Raw genomic sequence first — 20628 nt, forward strand, 5'->3', positions numbered from 1 at the left:
TTATTGATGTTATAGGTGAATACTAGATAAATTAATTATAATTTAACGGTTGCGGAGCTGAAAAGTTTTGGAAAGGCAGCGGATAAATGTTATTCTACTCAATCTGCTTTGAGAACATTGGTTGGTTAATTTGAAAACGAAACCGGAATCAAAATTTTCAATCGAAAGAAAAAACCTATTGCCTTAACTAAAGAAGGTACCATTATTTTTATAATCATTAAATACTTAAATATTAATTAAAAAGAAATGGATGTTTTGGATGAGCTGATTCAATTAGTTAAAGGAGAATTATCTGGTGAAATAAAAATTGGTGTAATTCCAACAGTTGCGCCTTTTATTTTATCAGAATTTAAAATGATTTTACTGAAAAATCCCCTAAAATCAATTTTTAAATTAGTGAAATGACTACATTAATTATTATAAAATTACTAAAAAATAAAGAAGTTGGATATTGGCAATTCTAGTCCCTTTAAAAGATATAATGATTATTGAGATTTCAATATATAATGAGCCTTTTTAGTTGTATGATTGTTAACAAGAAAAAGCAAGAGTTTGCTAATTTAGAGAATTTAGATTTTTAGTAATTTTTAATTTTAAATCGGGTCTATAGAAAGTCTTATCGGTTTTGTAAAAAATAATGGAATAACTTTGTTGCTTTATCTTGTATGTTTGAATTTTTCTCAAATAGAATATGAAAAAATCACTAGTTTTAAATCACCAGTAATTGTAAGAACGATTGACTCAGTTATACATGAACTTTTATTACAATTACAAATACTAGATTTGCTTCAGTTTAAAAAAACAGAATATTAACCATTTATTGAATTCAATTAAAAAATACGAACTTGTTTAACCTTTGTGATTGTGATTAAAATCTTAGTAAATTTTTAATTTAAAAAGCAATTGAATTAAATATAGTCATTGTATATTTTTATGTAGTTTACGATTTTAATATATTTAGCTAAAATAATTTTTAAAATGAACAACTATAAAGTAACAACTCAAATAAACTTAAATGATTTTACCACAAAAGAGGTTGATGAAAAAGCTGGTAAAAAGTTAAAAAAAATTAGAAAAGAGATTAGCAAACTCCAAGACATCATGTACGCCGAGGGAAAATATTCAGTTTTAATTTGTTTACAAGGAATGGATACTTCAGGTAAAGACAGCCTAATTAGAGAGGTTTTTAAAGATGTAAATGCTAGGGGAGTAGTTGTACATAGTTTTAAAGTGCCAACAGAATTAGAATTAAAACACGACTATATTTGGAGACATTATATTGCATTACCAGCAAAAGGTAAAATAGGTGTTTTTAACAGAACGCATTACGAAAACGTGTTGGTTACCCGTGTGCATCCAGAGTATGTTTTTGGTGAAAATATTCCTTCAGTAAAAAGTTTAGACGATTTAAATCATGATTTCTATAATAAGAGAATGGATGAAATCAACAATTTTGAAAAGCATATTGCAGATAACGGAACTATTATTTTAAAATTTTTTTTAAATCTTTCTAAAGAAGAACAAAAAAACAGATTGTTAAGAAGATTGCGATTAAAAGAAAAGAACTGGAAATTTTCACCAGGAGATTTAAAAGAACGCAAACTTTGGGATAAATACCAGTTTTGTTACCAGGAATTATTGAATAAAACTTCTAACGAACATGCGCCTTGGTTTATAATTCCTGCAGATGATAAGCCAACGGCACGACTAATTGTTGCTAAAACTATTTTAATCACTTTAGAGCAGTACAATTTTAAAGAACCAGAATTGCTTGCGAAATATAAAGTTGAAATAGAAAATTATAAAAGGCAACTTGAAAGCGAGTAGTTTTTGCTCATTAAATTTTTGTTAAAAAGTTTGATAAATCGGTTAAGCTATTCGCAAAATCGTAAATTACAAATTGTATATTTACAATTCAAAAAAATAGCATAAACTAATGGAATTAAAGTTAACAAAGCCCATCATATTTTTCGATTTAGAAACAACTGGAATCAATATTGCAAAAGATAGAATTGTGGAAATTTCTATTTTAAAAGTGTTTCCAAATGGGAATAAAGAGAGTAAAACTTGGTTGGTAAATCCAGAAATGGAAATACCAAAAGAAGCTTCAGATATTCACGGAATTACAAACGAAAGAGTGGTTACAGAACCAACTTTTAATGAATTAGCTGCTGAGGTTAGTAAAATACTTGAAGGGTGCGATTTGGCAGGATTTAATTCAAACAGATTTGATATTCCTCTTTTAGCAGAAGAAATGTTACGTGCAAAGGTGAATTTTGATATGAAAGATAGAGTGGCAGTAGATGTTCAAGTTATTTTTCATAAAAAAGAAGAAAGAACGCTAAGTGCGGGTTATAAATTTTATTGTGAAAAAGATTTGGAAAATGCACATTCTGCAGAAGCTGATACGTTGGCTACTTATGAAATTTTAAAAGCGCAATTAGATAAATATGACGATCTTGAAAATGATATTAATTTTTTAAATGAGTATTCTACACATAATAAAAGAGCAGATTTTGCTGGATTTATTATGTTTAACGACGAAGATGAAGAGATTTTTACATTTGGAAAATACAAAGGTCAGAAAGTAAAAGACATATTAAAAAAGGATAAAGGATATTTTTCTTGGATTCAAAATGCTGATTTTCCGTTATATACTAAAAAAGTATTACAACAGATTAAAGAGGATATGTTTCCACGTAAACAAGAAAATACGTTAGAAGATTTACAAAATAAATTCAATCAAAAATTTTAAATATGTTAGTGAGCTTTGAAGAATTAGAAAAAAATGCGAGAGTTTGGATTTACCAATCTAACAGAGAATTTTCTAAAAATGAACTAGTTGAAATCTGTAAAATAGTAGAAGGCTTTGTAGCTAATTGGCAAAGACATGGTGAAGATTTAAAAGCTTCTTATACAATTAAATACAATCAGTTTTTAGTATTAGCTGTAGATGAAAATTTTAATAATGTTTCAGGTTGTTCTATAGATGCTTCCGTAAGTTTAATTAAGAAATTGGAAAGCGAGTTTTCAGCTGATTTAACAAATAAATTAAATATTTCGTTTAAAGATAACAACAATGTTAATGTTGTAAGTATGGCTGATTTTCAAAAATATGCCAAATTAGAAAAGATTACTTCAAACACTGTTGTGTTTAATAATATGGTAACTACAAAAGAAGATTTTGAACAAAATTGGGAGGTTACCGCAGATAAAAGTTGGCACAAAAGATTTTTGGTACAATAATTTCATACTTGTTATTATTAATAATTGCTATATGCTAAAAAAATTACTGTTTATTGTTGTGGTGTTTACTGTTGCTTTTTTAAAAGCGCAAAGCACCGATCCTTTAAAAGCTAAAGATACTTTGGCTCAAAATAAATGGGTGGATACTTTATTAAATAAAATGACTATTGATGAAAAAATCGGTCAGTTATTTATGGTACAAGCATATTCAAATAAAGATGAAAAGCATAGTGTTTTTATTGAAGATTTAATAGAGAAACATCATATTGGTGGACTTATATTTATGCAGGGAACTCCTGAAAAACAGGCCCAATTAAATAATAAATACCAATCTATTTCAAAAATTCCGTTGCTAATAGGTTTTGATGGAGAATGGGGATTGGATATGCGTTTAAAAAACACGTATCGTTTTCCTTGGAATATGACGTTAGGTGCAATTAGAGATAATTCTTTAATTACTGCTTTTGGGGTTCAAGTTGGAAAACATTGCAAACGTTTAGGGATTCATATTAATTTTGCTCCGGTTGTAGATGTAAATACAAATCCCGAAAATCCAATTATTGGCAATCGTTCCTTTGGTGAAAACAGGGATAATGTTACCGATAAAGCATTGGCCTTTATTCAAGGAATGCAAAGTCAGCATGTGTTGGCAAACGCAAAACATTTTCCAGGTCATGGAGATACATCAACAGATTCTCATAAAACCTTGCCAGTATTAGATTTTACAATTGAAAGATTAGATTCTATAGAATTGTACCCTTATAAAAAGCTATTTCAAAATAATTTAACAAGTGTAATGGTAGCTCATTTAAGTGTAAAAGCTTTAGAACCAAATGTGGAATTACCAACATCTTTATCTGAAAAAGTTATTACGGGTTTATTAAAAGAAAAAATGAACTTTCAAGGTTTAATTTTAACTGATGCTCTTAATATGAAAGGTTCTGCAAATTATGCGAAACCTGGAGATGTTGATTTGGCTGCAGTATTAGCTGGAAATGATATTTTATTAATTCCCGAAGATGTTCCGGCAGCAATAACAAAAATTAAAAATGCTTTAAGTGAAAATATATTAACTGAAGAACGACTAGATTATTCAGTTAGAAAAATATTGAAGGCCAAGTTTTGGGCAGGATTGAATGAGTTTAAATTAGTTGAATTAGAAAATTTGAACGAAGGTTTAAATTCAATAACCGATAAAATTCTTCATAGAAAACTAGTGGAGGGTTCTATATCACTTTTAAAAAATGAATCACTTGTTTTTCCAATTCAAAATTTGGATAAAAAGAGAATTGCATATGTTAAATTAGGTGATGCTGATAATAATGATTTTGTTGACATGTTGAAAAATTACACAAATGTTGATGAGGTTTCAGCTACTAATTTAGATGACTTAATAGTGAAACTTAAGAGGTATAATTTGGTTGTTGTAGGCTATCATAAATCTAATTTAAACCCCTGGAAAGATTATAAATTTAAGAATAATGAACTAGTTTGGTTGCAAGAAATTGCAAGAACAAATACTATTATTTTAGATGTTTTTGCAAGTCCGTATAGTTTATTACAAATTAAAACATTTGAGAATGTTGAAGGACTTTTAATGTCTTATCAAAACAGTAAAATTTCTCAGGAAGTTTCTGCTCAAATGATCTTTGGAGCTATAGAAGCAAAAGGAAAATTACCAGTCTCAATTAAAAATGTATTTTCAGAAGGTCACGGATTAATGTCAACTTCTTTAAATAGATTGGCATATTCAATACCTGAGGATGTTGGTTTAAATAGTGAAAAATTAAAAAGGATTGATTCTATTGCTAAAGAAGTTATAGAACAAAAAATGGCTCCGGGTTTGCAAGTTTTGGTTGCAAGAAAAGGAAAAGTTGTTTATAATAAAAGCTTTGGTTTTCATACAGATGAAGAAAAAGTTTCAGTTAAAAACAGCCATATTTATGATGTTGCTTCAATGACAAAAATATTAGCTTCATTACCGCTAATTATGGAACTTGAAGAACAAAATGTTTTACAATTAGAAAGTACTTTGGGAAGTTTATTGCCTAAATTAAAAAATACTAATAAAGATACTTTAACAGTTAAAGAAGTGTTGTCCCATTATGGCAGACTAAAAGCTTGGATTCCTTTTTATTTTAGCACATTAGATAGTATTACAAAAAAGCCTTCAAAAGATTATTATAGAGAAAAATACTCTAAGAAATTCCCGATTGAAGTGGCGAAAAATTTATACCTGGTCAAAAATTATAAAGATTCTATTTTTGATAGAATTACAAAAGCCGATCAACGGTTAAATGTAGGTTATAAGTATAGTGATCTTTCTTATTTTTTATTTAAAGATTTTATTGAAAATTATTATAAACAAAACCTTGATGAGTTAACTCAAGAACGATTTTATAAATCTTTAGGAGCTAACAAAATTGGCTATTTACCATTAAATAAATTTCCTATAAACAATATAGTTCCTACTGAAAAGGATGATTATTATCGCTTTCAGTTAGTACAAGGGTATGTTCATGATATGGGAGCCGCAATGCAAGGTGGCATAGGTGGGCACGCAGGTTTATTTTCCAATGCAAATGATGTGGCTAAAATTATGCAACTATACTTGCAGAAAGGTTTTTATGGTGGAAAAAGATATTTTAAAACCGAAACAATAGATAAATTTAATCACCGCTATTATGAAAATCATAGTGTGCGAAAAGGAATTGGTTTTGATAAGCCTCAAATAAAAGAAGAAGAAAAAGCTACTTGTGGTTGTGTTTCAAATAAAAGCTTTGGGCATAGTGGTTTTACAGGAACTTATACTTGGGCGGATCCAGAATCTGAACTAATCTATGTGTTTTTATCTAATAGAGTTTATCCAACTATGGATAATAAAGGATTGGTAAAATACAATATTAGAACTGAAATTCAACAGTTTATACAAGATGCAATTATTGCTGACTAACAGTCATTGTTTTAGTTGAAATAATACCTGTTAGAATACAAATTCCTAAATAAATTAAGCCATATTTATAATTCCAAATGTAACTTACAATTCCAGCCTGAATTAAGTAAAACATCGGAAAAACTGTTAAAATAAGTGCAAATCTATAGGTGTTCGTAAAAACAATATCAGTAATTTTTGATTTGAGATATTTCCAGATTAATAAAGGAAAAACACTGTTTATTTTTGTAAATAAGTGAATAGGAGCGAACCAATTTATGTGCTTTTTTTTGGGAGTTGTATTTTGAGAATGTGAATCTATTTTTTCTAATATTTTATTTGTTTCAATAGGGTTTAAATAGTCGACATTTAATGCATTTAATTTTGCAAGTTTTTCATCGTATTCTTCAATTTCATCAATATGGGTAGTTAACGTTTTCAACGCACTATGAACTTCCTTTTTTATATCCTTAAATGTGAAATCTGGATTTTCAAGATTAAAAAAGGGATTGGCATGTATTGGTTTTCCATAATAAACAGAAACGCTAGAAGGGTAGTTTAAATGAGAATCGTAGTTAATTCCAACAGGAACAATTTTAATATTTAAATCTGGGTATTTTTGTAATGTTCCTAAAATTATACGAGCATACCCTTTTTTTAAAGGTATAACTCTTCGTTTTAAATGATGCTCACCTTCTGCAAAAATTTGGATTGCTTTTTCATCTTTTAAAAACTCAAAACATTGTTCAAAAATTTCAATATTTTTTTCAATACTGTTTAAACCATCTCTAATTCTATAAACAGGAATCATATTTAATGATCTCAATATTTTAGCAGCAATTTTAGATTTGAAGGCACTCGCTCTGGTTAAAAAATGAATATTTCTAGAAGTTGTAGTTGGAATTAAAATTGCGTCAATTAGTGCATTTTGATGATTTCCTATAAAAATAATGGCACCTTTTGGAGGTATATTTTCTTTACCATAAACTTTAATTTTTTTATGTGTAAAAAAAAGTCCAATTTTAACAATAACCCGAACTGTTTTGTACCAAGTATGCTCCAAAATATTATTTTTTTACTTTTTGTTTTGCCCAATAACTGGCTAAAGCCACTCCTGAAAATATATCCCAAATAGCCCAAAAAGCTACTAATAAAGCCATACCACCTAATCCGTTGAAAAAACTAAATATTAGTAATAAGCCTAATCCAGAATTTTGTATTCCAGTTTCTATAGCAAGCGTTTTTTGATCTGTATATGACAATTTCATAGCTTTTGCAAAATAAAACCCAGTTGCTAAAGCCAAAATATTATGTGCTATTACTAAAATAAGTACGTAATGCACATAGTTTATAAAAATATCAAAATTATCATAAAATGCAATAAATATAAAAAGTAGAAATATGATTAATGAAATAGGTTTTAAAACTTTTGATAGTTTTTCTGCTAAAATAGGTTTGTGTTTTCTAACCAACATTCCAATAATTAATGGAACTCCTAAAATTAATGTAACTAATTTTAATAATTCAATAGGATTTAATTCAATAGTATGAAGAATCTCTGCGGTTGGAGCATATAAATTACCCCAAAAATGAAGATTAAATGGTGTCATAACCAGAGAGACTAATGTGGCAAAAGCAGTTAAACTAACAGAAAGTGCAGAATTTCCTTTTGCCATTTGAGACAAAAAGTTAGATATGTTTCCTCCCGGACAAGCGGCAACCATCATCATTCCTAACGCAATACTTGGCATTGGGTTAACCAATTTAATAAATATAAAAGTTACAAAAGGCAATAAGATAAATTGAGAAATAATTCCTGTAAATAAAATTTTAGGATTATTAAAAAGACGTTTAAAATCTTCCATAGTAATTCCTAAAGCAACCCCAAACATAATTATTGCTAAGGTGATATTTAGAACCCAAAGACTTTCTGTGTTGAAATTTATTTTAAGAGAATCTAAGTTTTCGATCATATTAGTTTTTAAAAGCGTATTCAATAATATTAGCGCCCATTTTTAAAGCTTTTTCTCTCGTTTCATAGTTATTGTTGTGCACTTCTTCATCTTCCCAGCCATCACTTAAATCAGATTCATAATCGTAAAAACAAATCAATCTTCCTTCATAAAACAATCCAAACCCTTGTGGAGGTTTGTTATCGTGCTCATGTATTTTAGGTAAACCATCTTCAAAATCAAATGTTTGATGATAAATAGGATGGTTATAAGGTATTTCTTGAAAATCTAAAGTAGGAAAAATTCTTTTAATCTCCCGTCTAATAAATTTATCGAGCCCGTAATTGTCTGAAATATGTAAAAATCCTCCAGAAATTAAATAGGTTTTCAAATTCTCAATGTCGTCATCAGAAAAAATGATATTTCCGTGACCAGTCATAAAAATTATTGGGTAGTTAAAAATATCAACACTATTTACTTCAACAGTTTCTGGGTTTGCTTTTATGGAAGTATGTATAGCATCATTACTAAACTCAATTAAATTTGGTAAAGCAGTTGGGTTTGCATACCAGTCGCCTCCACCATTGTATTTTAAAATTGCAATTTGTTGTGCTGAAATATTTGAAAAAGGAATAAGGAAAAAGCAAAAAGTAATGAAAACTACTTTTAACTTTATATTTTTCAATAAAAGTTTTAATTTTTGAAATTCAGTCATTAATTTATTCATTAACAAATGCTACGCTATGTACTGCAACAATACCTGCAGTTTCTGTACGTAATCGGCTTTCTCCCAAAGATACAGGAATAAAATTATGTTCCAAACTTTGTTGAATTTCTTTATTTGAAAAATCACCTTCTGGACCAATTAGAATTGTGGTATTTGTTGATGGCTTGAGTTCCGATTTTAATGATTTTTTATCAGTTTCTTCGCAGTGAGCAATAAACAACGAACCATTATAATTTGAATTTATAAACTGATTGAATGTTATTGGCTCATTTAATTTTGGAAAATGAAATTTCAACGATTGTTTTGCTGCAGAATGAACAATTTTCTCCATTCTATCTAATTTTAAAACCTTTCGTTCTGAGTGATCACAAATAATTGGAGTAATTTCATCTATTCCAATTTCAGTTGCTTTTTCTAAAAACCATTCAAAACGATCGTTTAATTTTGTGGGTGCAATGGCAATGTGTAAATAATAATTCCAAGGTTTTATTTGAGATTCAACATTGGTAATTTTCACCAAACATCTTTTGTCATTTGCTATTACAACTTCCGAAGTAAATAAATCTCCTAAGCCATTGGTAATAAATATGGTATCACCTTCTTTTTTACGTAAAACACGCACAATATGCCTGCTTTCGGTTTTATCAAAAGTAAACTCTTGTGTGGTTTTATTAATTTCAGAATTATAAAATAATTGCATTAGATCGCTTTTTTATAGGTGCAACGTTTTTTATGAGTAACTGGCTCAAAATTTTTCCAAACAGCAGCAATTTTTGTGTTTGTTGCCAATTCAGGTGTTCTAATACAATTTAGGATACCTCTTTTTTCAAAGGATATTTGATATTCTAAAAATATTAAAGCGTGAATTCCTTTACCTTGGTATTTTGGATGCACCCCAATAAGATAAAAAATAACATCTTTACTTTCTTTTTTAGCTTTTATAAGATGAAATAATCCAAAAGGAAATAATTTTCCATTTGCTTTTTGTAATGCGTTTGAAAATGAAGGCATTGTAATGGCAAAAGCCACCATATTATCATCTTTATCAACAACAAATTTAATATATTCTGGGTTTATAAAAGAAATGTATTTTTTTTTGAAATATGCTATTTCAACTTCAGAAATTGGAACAAAAGAAGGTAAAGAAGCGTAGCTAATATTAAACAATTCGAACATTTTATCTACATAAGGCATTATGTCTTTTGTTTTTGTAAAGTTTAAAGATTTCAGCTCGTAGCGCTTTTTTAAAATTGTTCCAATTCTTTCAAGCGGCGCTCTTATTACATTTTTAAAAGGAAATTTATTTTCTAAATATTCTTTTTCAATTGTAAAGCCTAATTTTTCGAAATGTGTTTTATAATATGGATGATTGTACCAAGTTATCATAGTACCAATATGATCAAAGCCTTCTGTTAAAACACCTACTTTATCCAGGTTTGAAAATCCGACAGGACCTTCCATAAATTCTAATTTATGTTGAATTCCAATTTCTTCAACTTTTTTTAACAACATTTTAGAAACTTCAATGTCATCAATAAAATCGAACCAACCAAAACGCATTTTTTTCAATTTTTGCTCGTTAAGTTCAGTGAAATTTATAATTGCGGCTACTCTACCTACAATTTCGTTATTTTTTATAGCAACAAAATATCGAGCCTCTGCATGTTTAAAAACAGGGTTTACGTTTTTATCAAAGGTTTCCAGTTCATCCTTTATAATTGGAGGTACCCAAAATTTATTATTTTTATAGAGTTTAAAAGGAAACTTTACAAAAGCTTTTAGTTCCTTTTTCGTAGTCATTTCTTGTATTGTAATCATAAATGGGAATATGTAATTAGTTTCTTCTTTTTCTGAATAATTTGCCAAATAATCTTCCAAAGAAACCTTTTTTATTTTTAGTATTTATTTTTTTTGGAGCATCTTTGAAAACAAAACTATCTACATGGCGATCTAATCTCCAGGCAAAACCTGTTGAGAAATAAGTGTATGTGTAGTTATCGAAAAAATTTGTTCTTGCAGCAGCATCAATTTGTAAATTTTCATTTACTAAATAAGCAAGCCCAGTTCCAAATTGATATTGTGGCGAAAATTTATCTTGATATCTTCCTTGATTTTCAATAAAAAAAGACCAATTTTGATCAATAGCATACGTCATAGTTACAATGTATTTGTAAAACTCATCGTCCGTTGTGTAATTATCAGCAATTAAATTAGTTAAAACTACCAATCTATCGGTAAAATCATTTTGTAATAGTAAGGCTAGTTTATAACTCATTTCATCAGCCTTATAATCTTTACTTATAAATTTAGTATGAACACCTGCATAAACACCTATTGATGGAATTATTCTTTTCCAATCAAAAGCATATCTTTTTTTAAAGCTTCTAATTTCTTTAGACCTATCTGAGAATTCTTGTTGACGGATTAAATATTTTGCGCCGATTGTTAAATCACTTAGTCCGTTAATATGGTAATTATCCCCAAATGGATTTTTAACTTCATCAAATTGATATGCTAAATTTAGATCAAATTCTAATTTTTCTGAAAACCTACTATATCTAAATAATAAATCACTTCCGTAAGTATTAGGATTGGATAAGATAGAAGGATTATCACTGTTTCTGTAAAAAAAACCAGTTTCAAACTGATACACATTTGTACCAATACTATATGGACTTTCAGAAAAACCAGGTCTTTTAGAATTGATGATTTCTGTGTATTGCGCATTCGCTATTTGAAAGCAACAGAAAGTTAAAAGTAGTAGAAAAACTCTTTTCATATTTTTTTGTTAATTATAGTGTCAAATATAAGATTTTATATAATTAAACGTTTTAGTTACTGTCAAATTGTTATTTTTGAAAATTATATAAAATACGTATTAAATGGGTTTTTTAAGAACTATAGCAATTCTTGTTATTATTTATTACGCTTTCAAGCTTTTTAGTAGGTACATAGCACCTATTTTCTTGAAAAAAGTGATAAATAATGTCGAAAAAAAATATAAAGAGCAACAGCAACAGCAAAGTGAACAACAAAATTCTCAAGGAAAAGTTGGGGAAACAGTGATAGCTAAAAAGCCGGCTGAACCTAAAGAAAGTAGAAAAGATGTTGGAGAATATGTGGACTATGAAGATGTAAAGGAATAATTTATATGAATTTTTCAATAAAGAAAGTAGCCCCTTATTTAATTGCAATTGTAATCTTTATAGTGGTTTCGCTTGCTTATTTTTCTCCAGTTTTAGAAGGTAAAAAAATACAGCAAAGTGATATTACTCAGTTTAAAGGATCCTCAAAAGAAATTGCTGATTTTAGAGCAGAAAATAAAACAGAACCTTATTGGACAAATGCTACTTTTGGTGGAATGCCTGCATACGCCGTAAGTGCATATTATTCCTATGATTTTATAAATAAACTAGATAATTTAATTCGTTTTTTACCTCGGCCAGCAGATTATTTATTTCTATATTTTCTGAGTTTTTTCATTTTATTAATGGTTTTAAAAGTAGATTGGAAACTTGCAATTATTGGTTCTTTAGGCTTTGGACTTTCAACCTATTTAATTATAATTTTAGGGGTTGGGCATAATGCAAAAGCACACGCAATAGCTTATTTTCCATTGGTATTGTCTGGAATTTTATTGGTTTTTCAGCGAAAATATATCCTTGGGTTTGTAATTACGGCATTTGCAATGGCGTTAGAATTGAGCGCAAGTCATATTCAAATGACTTATTATTTGCTGTTTTTAGTACTTATATTTGGACTTGTTCAATTAATAGAGTCTATAAAAAATAAGGAGATTCCTCATTTTGTTAAAAGCGTTGGAATATTAGTAGTTGCTGTAATTTTAGCAGTTGGTACCAATGCAACTAGTCTATTGGCAACAAGTGAATATTCTCAAAATAGTACACGTAGTAAAAGTGAATTAACCATAAATCCTGATGGTTCTCCAAAAGAAATTTCTTCGGGGTTATCTACTGATTATATTACTGAATACAGTTATGGTATTGCAGAAACTTTTAATCTGTTTATCCCACGATTTATGGGAGGAACAAGCAGAGAAGAAGTTAAAGACAGTGAGTTGCAAAGCTTTTTACAAGATGCTGTAAATAAAGGTCTAAATCCAAATGATGCTAATTATTTAATGCGAATCTCATCAATGTATTGGGGAGATCAACCAATTGTAGCGGCGCCTGCATATATTGGAGCACTGTTTATTTTCTTGTTTGTTTTGGCGTTATTTTTAGTAAAAGGCCAACTTAGAAATTGGTTGGTAGCAGCAACTATATTTTCAATATTAATGAGCTGGGGGAAAAATTTTGGTGTTTTAACCGATTTCTTTATCAATTATGTGCCATTATATAACAAGTTTAGAGCAGTTTCTTCAATACAAGTTATTGCCGAATTAACTATTCCATTGTTGGGTATTTTAGGATTAAAAGAATTATTTTCTTTGGAAGTAAAAAAAGAAGTAAAGTTGAATGCTCTAAAAATGGTAACTTTTATAGTTGGTGGTTTGGCATTAATTTTTACGGTTGGAGGTTCTGGATTATTTTCTTTTGAAACACCAATCGACTTGCAAATAGAAGAGCAAATAACAGGTTATTTAGATGCAATAGCGGCAGATAGAAGAACCTTGTTTTTTAATGATAGTTTACGTTCGTTAGGTTTGGTGTTGGTTTTAGCTAGTTTTATTTGGTTGTTTTTAAAAGAAAAAATCAATAAAAATATATTGTTAATTGGGTTTGCAGTTTTATTATTATTTGACCTTGTAAATGTTGATAGACGTTATGTAAATGATGACTTTTTTGTTTCGGCAAGAAAAGTGGATAAACCATTTCAGGCTTCAGCAATTGATAAGGAGATTTTAAAGGATAAAAGTTACTATAGAGTTGCTGATTTCAGCAAAAATATAATGACAGATGGAACTACTTCTTATTTTCATAATTCTATAGGAGGTTACCACGCTGCAAAACCAAGACGTTACCAGGAATTATACGATTTTCAAATTTCAAAGGGAAATGCGGAGGTTATAAATATGCTAAATACAAAGTATATTATTGGTGCTGATGAAAAAGGAGAAACGGGTTACCAATTAAATAGTACCGTTAATGGAAATGCCTGGTTTGTATCTAAAATTAAAGTTGTTGAAAGTGCCAATAAAGAAATAATGGCATTGGATAGTTTAAATACAAAAACTACTGCAGTAATTAACTCAAAACTAATTTCAAGTGATTTTGTAACTAGTTATCCAATTGATTCAACAGCTTTAATAAAATTGATTTCTTATAAAGCAAATGAGTTGGTTTACGAATCGAAAAGTTCTGAAAATCAATTTGCTGTATTTTCTGAAATGTATTATAAAAATGGATGGAATGCTTATGTAGATGGCGTTTTAACTCCACATTTTAATGTAGATTATGTGTTGCGAGGGATGGAAGTTCCAAAGGGAGATCATAAAATTGAATTCAAGTTTGAACCTGAAGTTATTAAAAAAGGAAATACAATTACACTGGTATCTTATTTCTTTTTGTTGTTAATTCCTATAGGGTGGTTTTTTGTTGACAAGCGAAAAAAGTAAGTGATTTATAGATTTTTAAGGTGGGCTAAAAACTCATTTTCTCTTCTTTTAAGAGGGAAATTATCAGTAATTTGAGCTCTTGCATCATCTGGTGATAACTTATTATTAGACAAGTTTTCAATTAACTCTTTTAATAAATCAGTGTTTTTTTGCTTCAAAATATAGCCATTATTACCAATTATATCGGGTATTCCGGCAACATCACTACCAATAGGAATACAACCACAAAGCATTGCTTCGCACAACGCATTTGGAAAACCTTCAAACATAGAAAGCTGAAAATAATATTCGTGGTTGTTATAAATTTTGAATAATTCTTCTTGACTAACATTATCAATCAATTGAACATTTTCAGGACACTTTTCTTTTAAATAAACTTTACCAACTATGGTAAAATGATATGATGGGAAAAGTTCAGCAGCTTTTATAATTAGGTCAATTCCTTTTCTATAATAGCCAATTTCATTTACGGCAAATGTTACAGATAAAAAGGAATTTTTAATGCGTTCTACATTTTTGTTTTGCCATTTAATAGTGTCATAACCATTCACCATTTCAACAATATTGGTTTTAATAGTTGGATTAAATGATCGAATTCCTTGATTTGGATATTTTACATTTTTATACGAATAAACACTTTGCTCTAAACTTTTATGAACCGGTAATATTAGTGATGCTTTTTTAAATGAAAAATTTGTAAACCAACTCAGTAATTTTTTAGTGTGTGCCCCATAATTAATTTCAGGTAATTTGGCGCAATCTGTTCCGATTGCTATAATTACGATAGGTTTTTTAAATATTTTGCCAAAAATTACGGGTAAAAAAGAAAGATATCCAGATGATTGAATTACAACAGCTTTGTATTTATGTAAATTAAAAATTAAAAAGAAAAACTGTTTTATAAAAGCATAAAATAAATGCCATTTTTTTACTGTGTTAAATTGGTATAAATCAACGTTATATTCTTTTTCCAAAATAGCAACATCTCTTTTTGCAAATGTGGCATATAAAACAAACATCATTAATACAGATTTTTTATCCTTTTGGTTGTTGGTCATTTAATGGATGTTCTTAAGTTGAAGAAATAATAAATATAGTATTTTATCTAGTCACGAATTTAATGAAAAGTTATAAATTAGCAATTGAGATTTGAATATTGTTTTTAGTTAAAAAACACTCTTTTAAATACATGACCAAGCAAAAAACCGCCAAAGAAATAAACATACTAATTAATAATGTTGTACCTCTAAATAATGGAGATGTGGCTTTGTTTTATGCGTTGTATAAGCAATTAGTTGCAGGTGGTTATAAGGTTGAAATAGCTTCTTATTATTATAAGTTTGCTAAAGAATTGTATCCTGATATACCTTTTGTAAAGGAGTTAGGACAAAGCAAAATTTTTATGAAACTGCCTTTTATTAAACCTTTGGTACTTCCGTTTCTATTTCTTTTTTCTAAATCGTATAGAAAAGCAGATATCATTATTGGAACTGCTGGCGGCTATATAAATTCTAATTATTCAATAAAAAACAGTTTGTCTATTTATAAAATTGCAAAATATTTTGGTAAAAAATGTGCAATTTATTCGCAATCTGTTGGGCCTTTAAATAAAAAAGATTCAGCGTTTTTTACGAGATTGATGAAACATTCAATCGATTATATTTTTGTTAGAGATAATTATTCTTTAAAAGTTTTAAATGAATTGAATATTTCAAGAGATAAATTTAAGCTAACAAAGGATGCGGCTTTTTTATTAGGGCATAACGCTATTCCAAAAACGAATTCAAAAAAAGTTGCTATTTCAGTTAGAGAATGGAATTATGATGGAAGAAGTATTGAAGTATTTAAAAAAATGATTCAGGAATTTGTTATAATTTGTGTAGATAGAAATTATACTATTGAATTTTTATCAACGTGTCAAGGGTTAGAAATTTACAAAGATGATGCAAAACTTGCTCAAGAAATTTATAATAACTTAAATTCTAAATATCAGCAAAAAGTTACTGTTTTGAGCGATTATTATTTGTTTGAAGACTTTTATAAAAAATTGGGGGAATACGAATTTGTAATAGGTACAAGGTTACATATGTGCATAACTTCATTAACTAAAAATATTCCTGCTTTTAATATAAGTTACGAAGTGAAAGGGAAGGAATGTTATAATTACTTAGGTCTTTCTAAGTATTCTATTGATTATAATGAAAACTTAGAAAAAGCCGTAACTTTATTAAATAATTTTATTGATGAATCGGATGCAATTAGAACGGATTTAGAAAATAGAATTCCAAAAATCAATAAAGAATCTAAAGATGATTTTGATTTTTTCATGAATAAAATAACACCTAATTGAAAGTTTTAATAATCACATATTATTGGCCGCCGGCTGGAGGTTCTGGAGTTCAACGTTGGTTGAAATTTGTAAAGTATTTCCGTGATTTTGGTATTGAACCTGTTGTTTATACAGTTGAAAATCCTAATTATCCAATAATAGATTCAAGTCTAATAAATGATATTCCTGAAGGAATTGAGACTCTAAAACAACCAATTTGGGAACCAAATAGTATGTTATCATTTTTTGGTAAAAAGAAAACTGAGAGCGCAGGATTTTTAAATCCGAATCCTTCTTTTTTTGGAAAAATACTGCAATATATTAGAGCCAATTATTTTATTCCAGATGCTAGAAGATTTTGGGTAAAACCATCCGTTAAATTTCTAAAAAAGTATCTTTTAGACAATAAAATTGATGCAATTATAACTACTGGACCACCGCATAGTATGCATTTAATTGGTTTAAGATTAAAAAAACAATTAAACATTAAATGGATAGCTGATTTTAGAGATCCTTGGACAGAAATAGATTATTTTCATCAATTACCGCTTTCAAAAAGAGCAATTAAAAAACATCATATTTTAGAGCAAGAGGTATTAAAAAATGCCGATAAAGTATTGGTCGTTGGCAATACAATGAAAGAAAATTATAGTAAATTTAGTAATAATGTTGTTACAATTACAAATGGATTTGATGGGAAAATATCTAATTTGGAAGTTAAATTAGATGCTAAATTTACAATTACACATATTGGGTTAATGAACGCTGATAGAAACCCAAAAATGTTGTGGGAAGTATTGGCTGAAATTAGTTCAGAAAATAACCAATTTAAATCAGATTTTGAGTTGCATTTAATTGGTAAAGTAGATGCAACTGTTGTTAATGATATTTCAAAATTTAAAATAAAAAATAATGTTCATTTAATAAATTATATTGAACATAATCAGGTGGTTGAGTATCAGAAAAAATCACAAGTACTTTTGTTGCTTCTAAATGATGTTCCAAGTTCGAAAGGAATTATTACAGGTAAAATTTTCGAATATTTAATGGCTAAACGTCCTATTTTGGCAATTGCTCCATTAAATGGGGATTTAGCTGATGTTATCAATAACACCAATTCAGGTACTGTAGTTGATTTTAAAAATAGGGTTTTATTGAAAAAAACTATATTAGATTTGTATTCAAAATACCAACAGGGAAATTTAAGGATTGATTCAAAAAATGTTGAACAATTTCATAGAAAAGAACTGACAAAAAAAGTGGCTCAAATTATTAAACAAATTATTGAATGAAAAAAATTGTAACCATTTTAGGTGCGAGGCCTCAGTTTGTGAAAGCAGCTGTTTTAAGTAGAGTAATTTCAAAGCACAAAGAAGTTGAAGAAGTTATTGTGCATACTGGTCAGCATTACGATACAAATATGAGTGACATATTTTTTGATGAAATGGAGATTCCAAAGCCAACCTATAATTTAGCAATTAATGGTTTAAGTCACGGTGCAATGACAGGGCAGATGTTGCAAAAAATTGAGGAAGTCTTGTTGGATGAAAAGCCAGATTTAGTTGTAGTTTATGGAGATACAAATTCAACATTAGCAGGGACTTTGGCAGCAAAAAAGTTAAACATTAAAGTTGCACATGTTGAAGCTGGTTTGCGCTCTTTTAATATGAAAATGCCAGAAGAAGTTAATCGAATTTTAATAGATAGAATTTCAGATTTATTATTATGTCCAACAGATACAGCCATTAATAATTTGATGAATGAAGGTTTTGAAAATATCCCAACTAAAATTGTAAAATGTGGCGATATTATGAAAGATGCTGTTGAGTTTTATAGTAAAGTTTCAGAAGAAAAATCTTCAATAATTAGAGATTTAAAATTACAAAAAAACGAATTTGTTTTAGCTACAGTTCATCGTCAGGAAAACACAGATAATATTGAAAGTTTAAAATCAATTTTTGAGGGACTTCAAGAAATTAGTAAAAGAAAGGAAGTTGTGTTGCCTTTGCATCCAAGAACAAAAGCAATTTTAGATAAAAATAAGTTGACCTACACTGTAAAAATGATTGATCCAGTTGGTTATTTCGATATGTTGGAATTACTTAAAAATTGCAATTCAGTTGTAACTGATAGTGGTGGACTTCAAAAAGAGGCATTTTTCAATAAAAAACATTGCATAATTGCCAGAGAAGAAACCGAATGGGTTGAGCTGGTTTCAAATGGATTTGCTAAAATTGTTGGAAGTGATGCCGCAAAAATGATTGATGCTTTTAAAGGTTTTCAAAATTCAACAGTTGATTTTTCAATAAATTTATACGGAAACAATGTAGGGAAGAAGATCTATAATGAAATTTTTAAATTGTTATAATGGGTATTGTTTTAAAACAGTCTTTCAATAATACATTAATCTTATTTTTAGGTTTTGCTATTGGTGGTATTAATGTGCTGTTTTTATTTACAAATTTTTTACACGAAGATTATTTTGGATTAATTACATTTTTATTATCTGCTGCAAATATAATTTTGCCTTTATTGGTTTTTGGGATGCAGCATACTATGATCAAGTATTTTTCGTCCTACAAATCTAAAATTGAGCAAGATGGGTTTTTAATTTCAATGCTAATTTTGCCGTTAGTTGTTATTATTCCTTTAGCCCTAATTGGTACACTATTGTATGAAAATATAGCAACTTGGCTATCTTCAGAAAATTTGCTAATTAAAAAATACACGTATTTAATATTTATAGTAGCCATTTTTATGGGTTATTTTGAAGTGTTCCATTCCTGGACCAAGGTTCAATTTAATTCAGTATTTGGGAATTTTATAAAAGAAATATTTGCACGAGTATGTACATCTATTTTATTAGTAGCTATTTATTTTGAATGGATTACAAATGAACAGTTTATATATGCTATGGTTATTGTTTATGGTGTAAGAATGCTACTAATGAAATTGTATGCATTCTATATTTATATGCCTAAGTTAATTTTTAAGATGCCAACTAATTTAAAAGAGATTCTTTCATTTTCTTTATATATTATTGTTGCAGGTTCAGCCTCAGGAATTTTGTTGGAAATTGATAAGTTTATGATTCCTCAAATAGAGAAAATTGCGGAAGTGGCATATTATTCTGTTGGAGTTTATATTGCAAGTGTGGTTGCTATTCCAACACGTGCCATGCAGCAAATTACAAGTCCTATTACAGCCAAAGAAATGAATGATAATAACATTGTTGAGGTTGAAAAATTATACAAACAAACTTCAATTAATTTATTGGTTGTTGGTGGATTACTATTTTTATTGATAAATTTAAATATTACTGATTTATACGAATTAATTAATAAACCTCAATATAGTAAAGGTATATGGATTGTTTTAATTATTTCCATTGCTAAATTATTGGAATTGGCTTTGGGTACAGGAAATGCAATTTTGATAAATTCAAAATACTACAAAATATTTTTTTACTTATCGTTAGCAATGGCTTTAACCGTTATACTACTAAATCGTTGGCTAATTAGTTTGATAGGGATTAATGGCGCTGCCTTTGCGACATTAACTGTAGTTTTTATGTATAGTTTTATTAAAATTATTTATATAAAGTGGAAATTGAAAATTCAGCCTTTTAGTGCAAATACAATTAAAGTATTGTTATTAGTAATAGCCATTTTCTTAGCTTTTAATTTTTGGAATTTCAATTTTAATCCCATAATTAATATAATTTTAAAATGCCTTTTAATTGGTGTTCCTTACCTTTTAATTATTAAAAAATTACACATTTCAAAAGATATAAACAGTTTGGTTACAAAATATTTTTAGTATAAAAAAAGCTCACAAATTGTAAGCTTTTTTATAAATTTAATT

The 20628-nt window shown here is 28.4% G+C and carries 18 protein-coding genes; 11 read left to right on the top strand and 7 right to left on the bottom strand.

What is annotated here, in order from left to right:
* Positions 1–246 precede the first annotated feature (246 nt).
* The 5 genes from CHB63_RS17065 to CHB63_RS00175 all read left to right on the top strand — a co-directional run bounded on the left by CHB63_RS17065 (position 247) and on the right by CHB63_RS00175 (position 6199).
* Positions 247–405 (top strand): hypothetical protein, encoded by a 159-nt coding sequence (locus CHB63_RS17065; RefSeq protein ID WP_176420162.1) that lies wholly within the window; start codon positions 247–249, stop codon positions 403–405.
* Positions 406–978: 573 nt separating this feature from the next.
* Complete coding sequence (locus CHB63_RS00160) at positions 979–1827, top strand: PPK2 family polyphosphate kinase (protein WP_089376421.1); 849 nt, start codon at positions 979–981, stop codon at positions 1825–1827.
* Between the two features lie 109 nt (positions 1828–1936).
* A complete protein-coding gene (locus CHB63_RS00165) occupies positions 1937–2755 on the top strand; it encodes a 3'-5' exonuclease (RefSeq protein WP_089376422.1) in 819 nt (272 codons plus the stop codon).
* A gap of 2 nt (positions 2756–2757) precedes the next feature.
* Entirely contained in the window at positions 2758–3246 is a 489-nt protein-coding gene (locus CHB63_RS00170) for an ABC transporter ATPase (protein ID WP_089376423.1), read from the top strand.
* Between the two features lie 31 nt (positions 3247–3277).
* On the top strand, positions 3278–6199 hold the full coding sequence (locus CHB63_RS00175; protein ID WP_089376424.1) for a glycoside hydrolase family 3 N-terminal domain-containing protein: 2922 nt from the start codon (positions 3278–3280) through the stop codon (positions 6197–6199).
* On the opposite strand, the gene CHB63_RS00180 is transcribed toward CHB63_RS00175, so the two are convergent.
* From CHB63_RS00180 to CHB63_RS00205, 6 genes are read right to left on the bottom strand one after another with little or no spacing between them, the layout of a single operon-like run.
* Positions 6186–7241: a lysophospholipid acyltransferase family protein gene (locus CHB63_RS00180; protein WP_176420165.1), complete on the bottom strand. Its 1056-nt coding sequence runs from the start codon at positions 7239–7241 to the stop codon at positions 6186–6188. The genes CHB63_RS00175 and CHB63_RS00180 overlap by 14 nt on opposite strands.
* Positions 7242–7245: 4 nt before the next feature.
* The gene (locus tag CHB63_RS00185; protein WP_089377528.1) at positions 7246–8151 is read right to left on the bottom strand and encodes a bile acid:sodium symporter family protein; all 906 of its coding nucleotides are present in this window, start codon (positions 8149–8151) and stop codon (positions 7246–7248) included.
* A 1-nt stretch (position 8152) separates the two neighbouring features.
* Complete coding sequence (locus CHB63_RS00190) at positions 8153–8806, bottom strand: DUF4159 domain-containing protein (RefSeq protein WP_245856805.1); 654 nt, start codon at positions 8804–8806, stop codon at positions 8153–8155.
* A 43-nt stretch (positions 8807–8849) separates the two neighbouring features.
* On the bottom strand, positions 8850–9557 hold the full coding sequence (locus CHB63_RS00195; protein ID WP_089376426.1) for a 16S rRNA (uracil(1498)-N(3))-methyltransferase: 708 nt from the start codon (positions 9555–9557) through the stop codon (positions 8850–8852).
* On the bottom strand, positions 9557–10675 hold the full coding sequence (locus CHB63_RS00200) for a GTP cyclohydrolase (RefSeq protein WP_089377530.1): 1119 nt from the start codon (positions 10673–10675) through the stop codon (positions 9557–9559). Before CHB63_RS00200 ends, CHB63_RS00195 begins: the two co-directional genes overlap by 1 nt.
* A gap of 16 nt (positions 10676–10691) precedes the next feature.
* Positions 10692–11636 carry a transporter gene (locus CHB63_RS00205; RefSeq protein ID WP_089376427.1) on the bottom strand — a complete coding sequence of 315 codons (945 nt, stop codon included), beginning with the start codon at positions 11634–11636 and terminating at the stop codon, positions 10692–10694.
* A 103-nt stretch (positions 11637–11739) separates the two neighbouring features.
* On the opposite strand from CHB63_RS00205, the gene CHB63_RS00210 reads away from it, so the two are divergent.
* Together CHB63_RS00210 and CHB63_RS00215 are read left to right on the top strand one after the other, a co-directional pair.
* Positions 11740–12003 (top strand): DUF4834 family protein, encoded by a 264-nt coding sequence (locus CHB63_RS00210; RefSeq protein WP_089376428.1) that lies wholly within the window; start codon positions 11740–11742, stop codon positions 12001–12003.
* A gap of 5 nt (positions 12004–12008) precedes the next feature.
* Positions 12009–14435 (top strand): YfhO family protein, encoded by a 2427-nt coding sequence (locus CHB63_RS00215; protein ID WP_089376429.1) that lies wholly within the window; start codon positions 12009–12011, stop codon positions 14433–14435.
* A gap of 5 nt (positions 14436–14440) precedes the next feature.
* On the opposite strand, the gene CHB63_RS00220 is transcribed toward CHB63_RS00215, so the two are convergent.
* Positions 14441–15493, bottom strand: coding sequence for a glycosyltransferase family 4 protein (locus CHB63_RS00220; RefSeq protein ID WP_089376430.1), 1053 nt, complete (start codon positions 15491–15493; stop codon positions 14441–14443).
* 131 nt (positions 15494–15624) lie between these two features.
* Between CHB63_RS00220 and CHB63_RS00225 the strand changes: the two genes are divergently transcribed.
* The 4 genes from CHB63_RS00225 to CHB63_RS00240 are packed head-to-tail and all read left to right on the top strand — an operon-like array spanning position 15625 to position 20583.
* Positions 15625–16785, top strand: a complete 1161-nt coding sequence (locus tag CHB63_RS00225; protein WP_089376431.1) for a polysaccharide pyruvyl transferase family protein — start codon at positions 15625–15627, stop codon at positions 16783–16785.
* Positions 16782–18056, top strand: a complete 1275-nt coding sequence (locus CHB63_RS00230) for a glycosyltransferase family 4 protein (RefSeq protein ID WP_089376432.1) — start codon at positions 16782–16784, stop codon at positions 18054–18056. The genes CHB63_RS00225 and CHB63_RS00230 overlap by 4 nt, the downstream gene beginning before the upstream one ends.
* A complete protein-coding gene (gene wecB / locus CHB63_RS00235) occupies positions 18053–19132 on the top strand; it encodes a non-hydrolyzing UDP-N-acetylglucosamine 2-epimerase (RefSeq protein ID WP_089376433.1) in 1080 nt (359 codons plus the stop codon). The genes CHB63_RS00230 and wecB overlap by 4 nt, the downstream gene beginning before the upstream one ends.
* Positions 19132–20583 carry a lipopolysaccharide biosynthesis protein gene (locus CHB63_RS00240; RefSeq protein WP_089376434.1) on the top strand — a complete coding sequence of 484 codons (1452 nt, stop codon included), beginning with the start codon at positions 19132–19134 and terminating at the stop codon, positions 20581–20583. The genes wecB and CHB63_RS00240 overlap by 1 nt, the downstream gene beginning before the upstream one ends.
* Positions 20584–20628 lie beyond the last annotated feature (45 nt).

The organism is Lutibacter flavus (assembly GCF_900188355.1).
Classification (GTDB): Bacteria; Bacteroidota; Bacteroidia; order Flavobacteriales; family Flavobacteriaceae; genus Lutibacter; species Lutibacter flavus.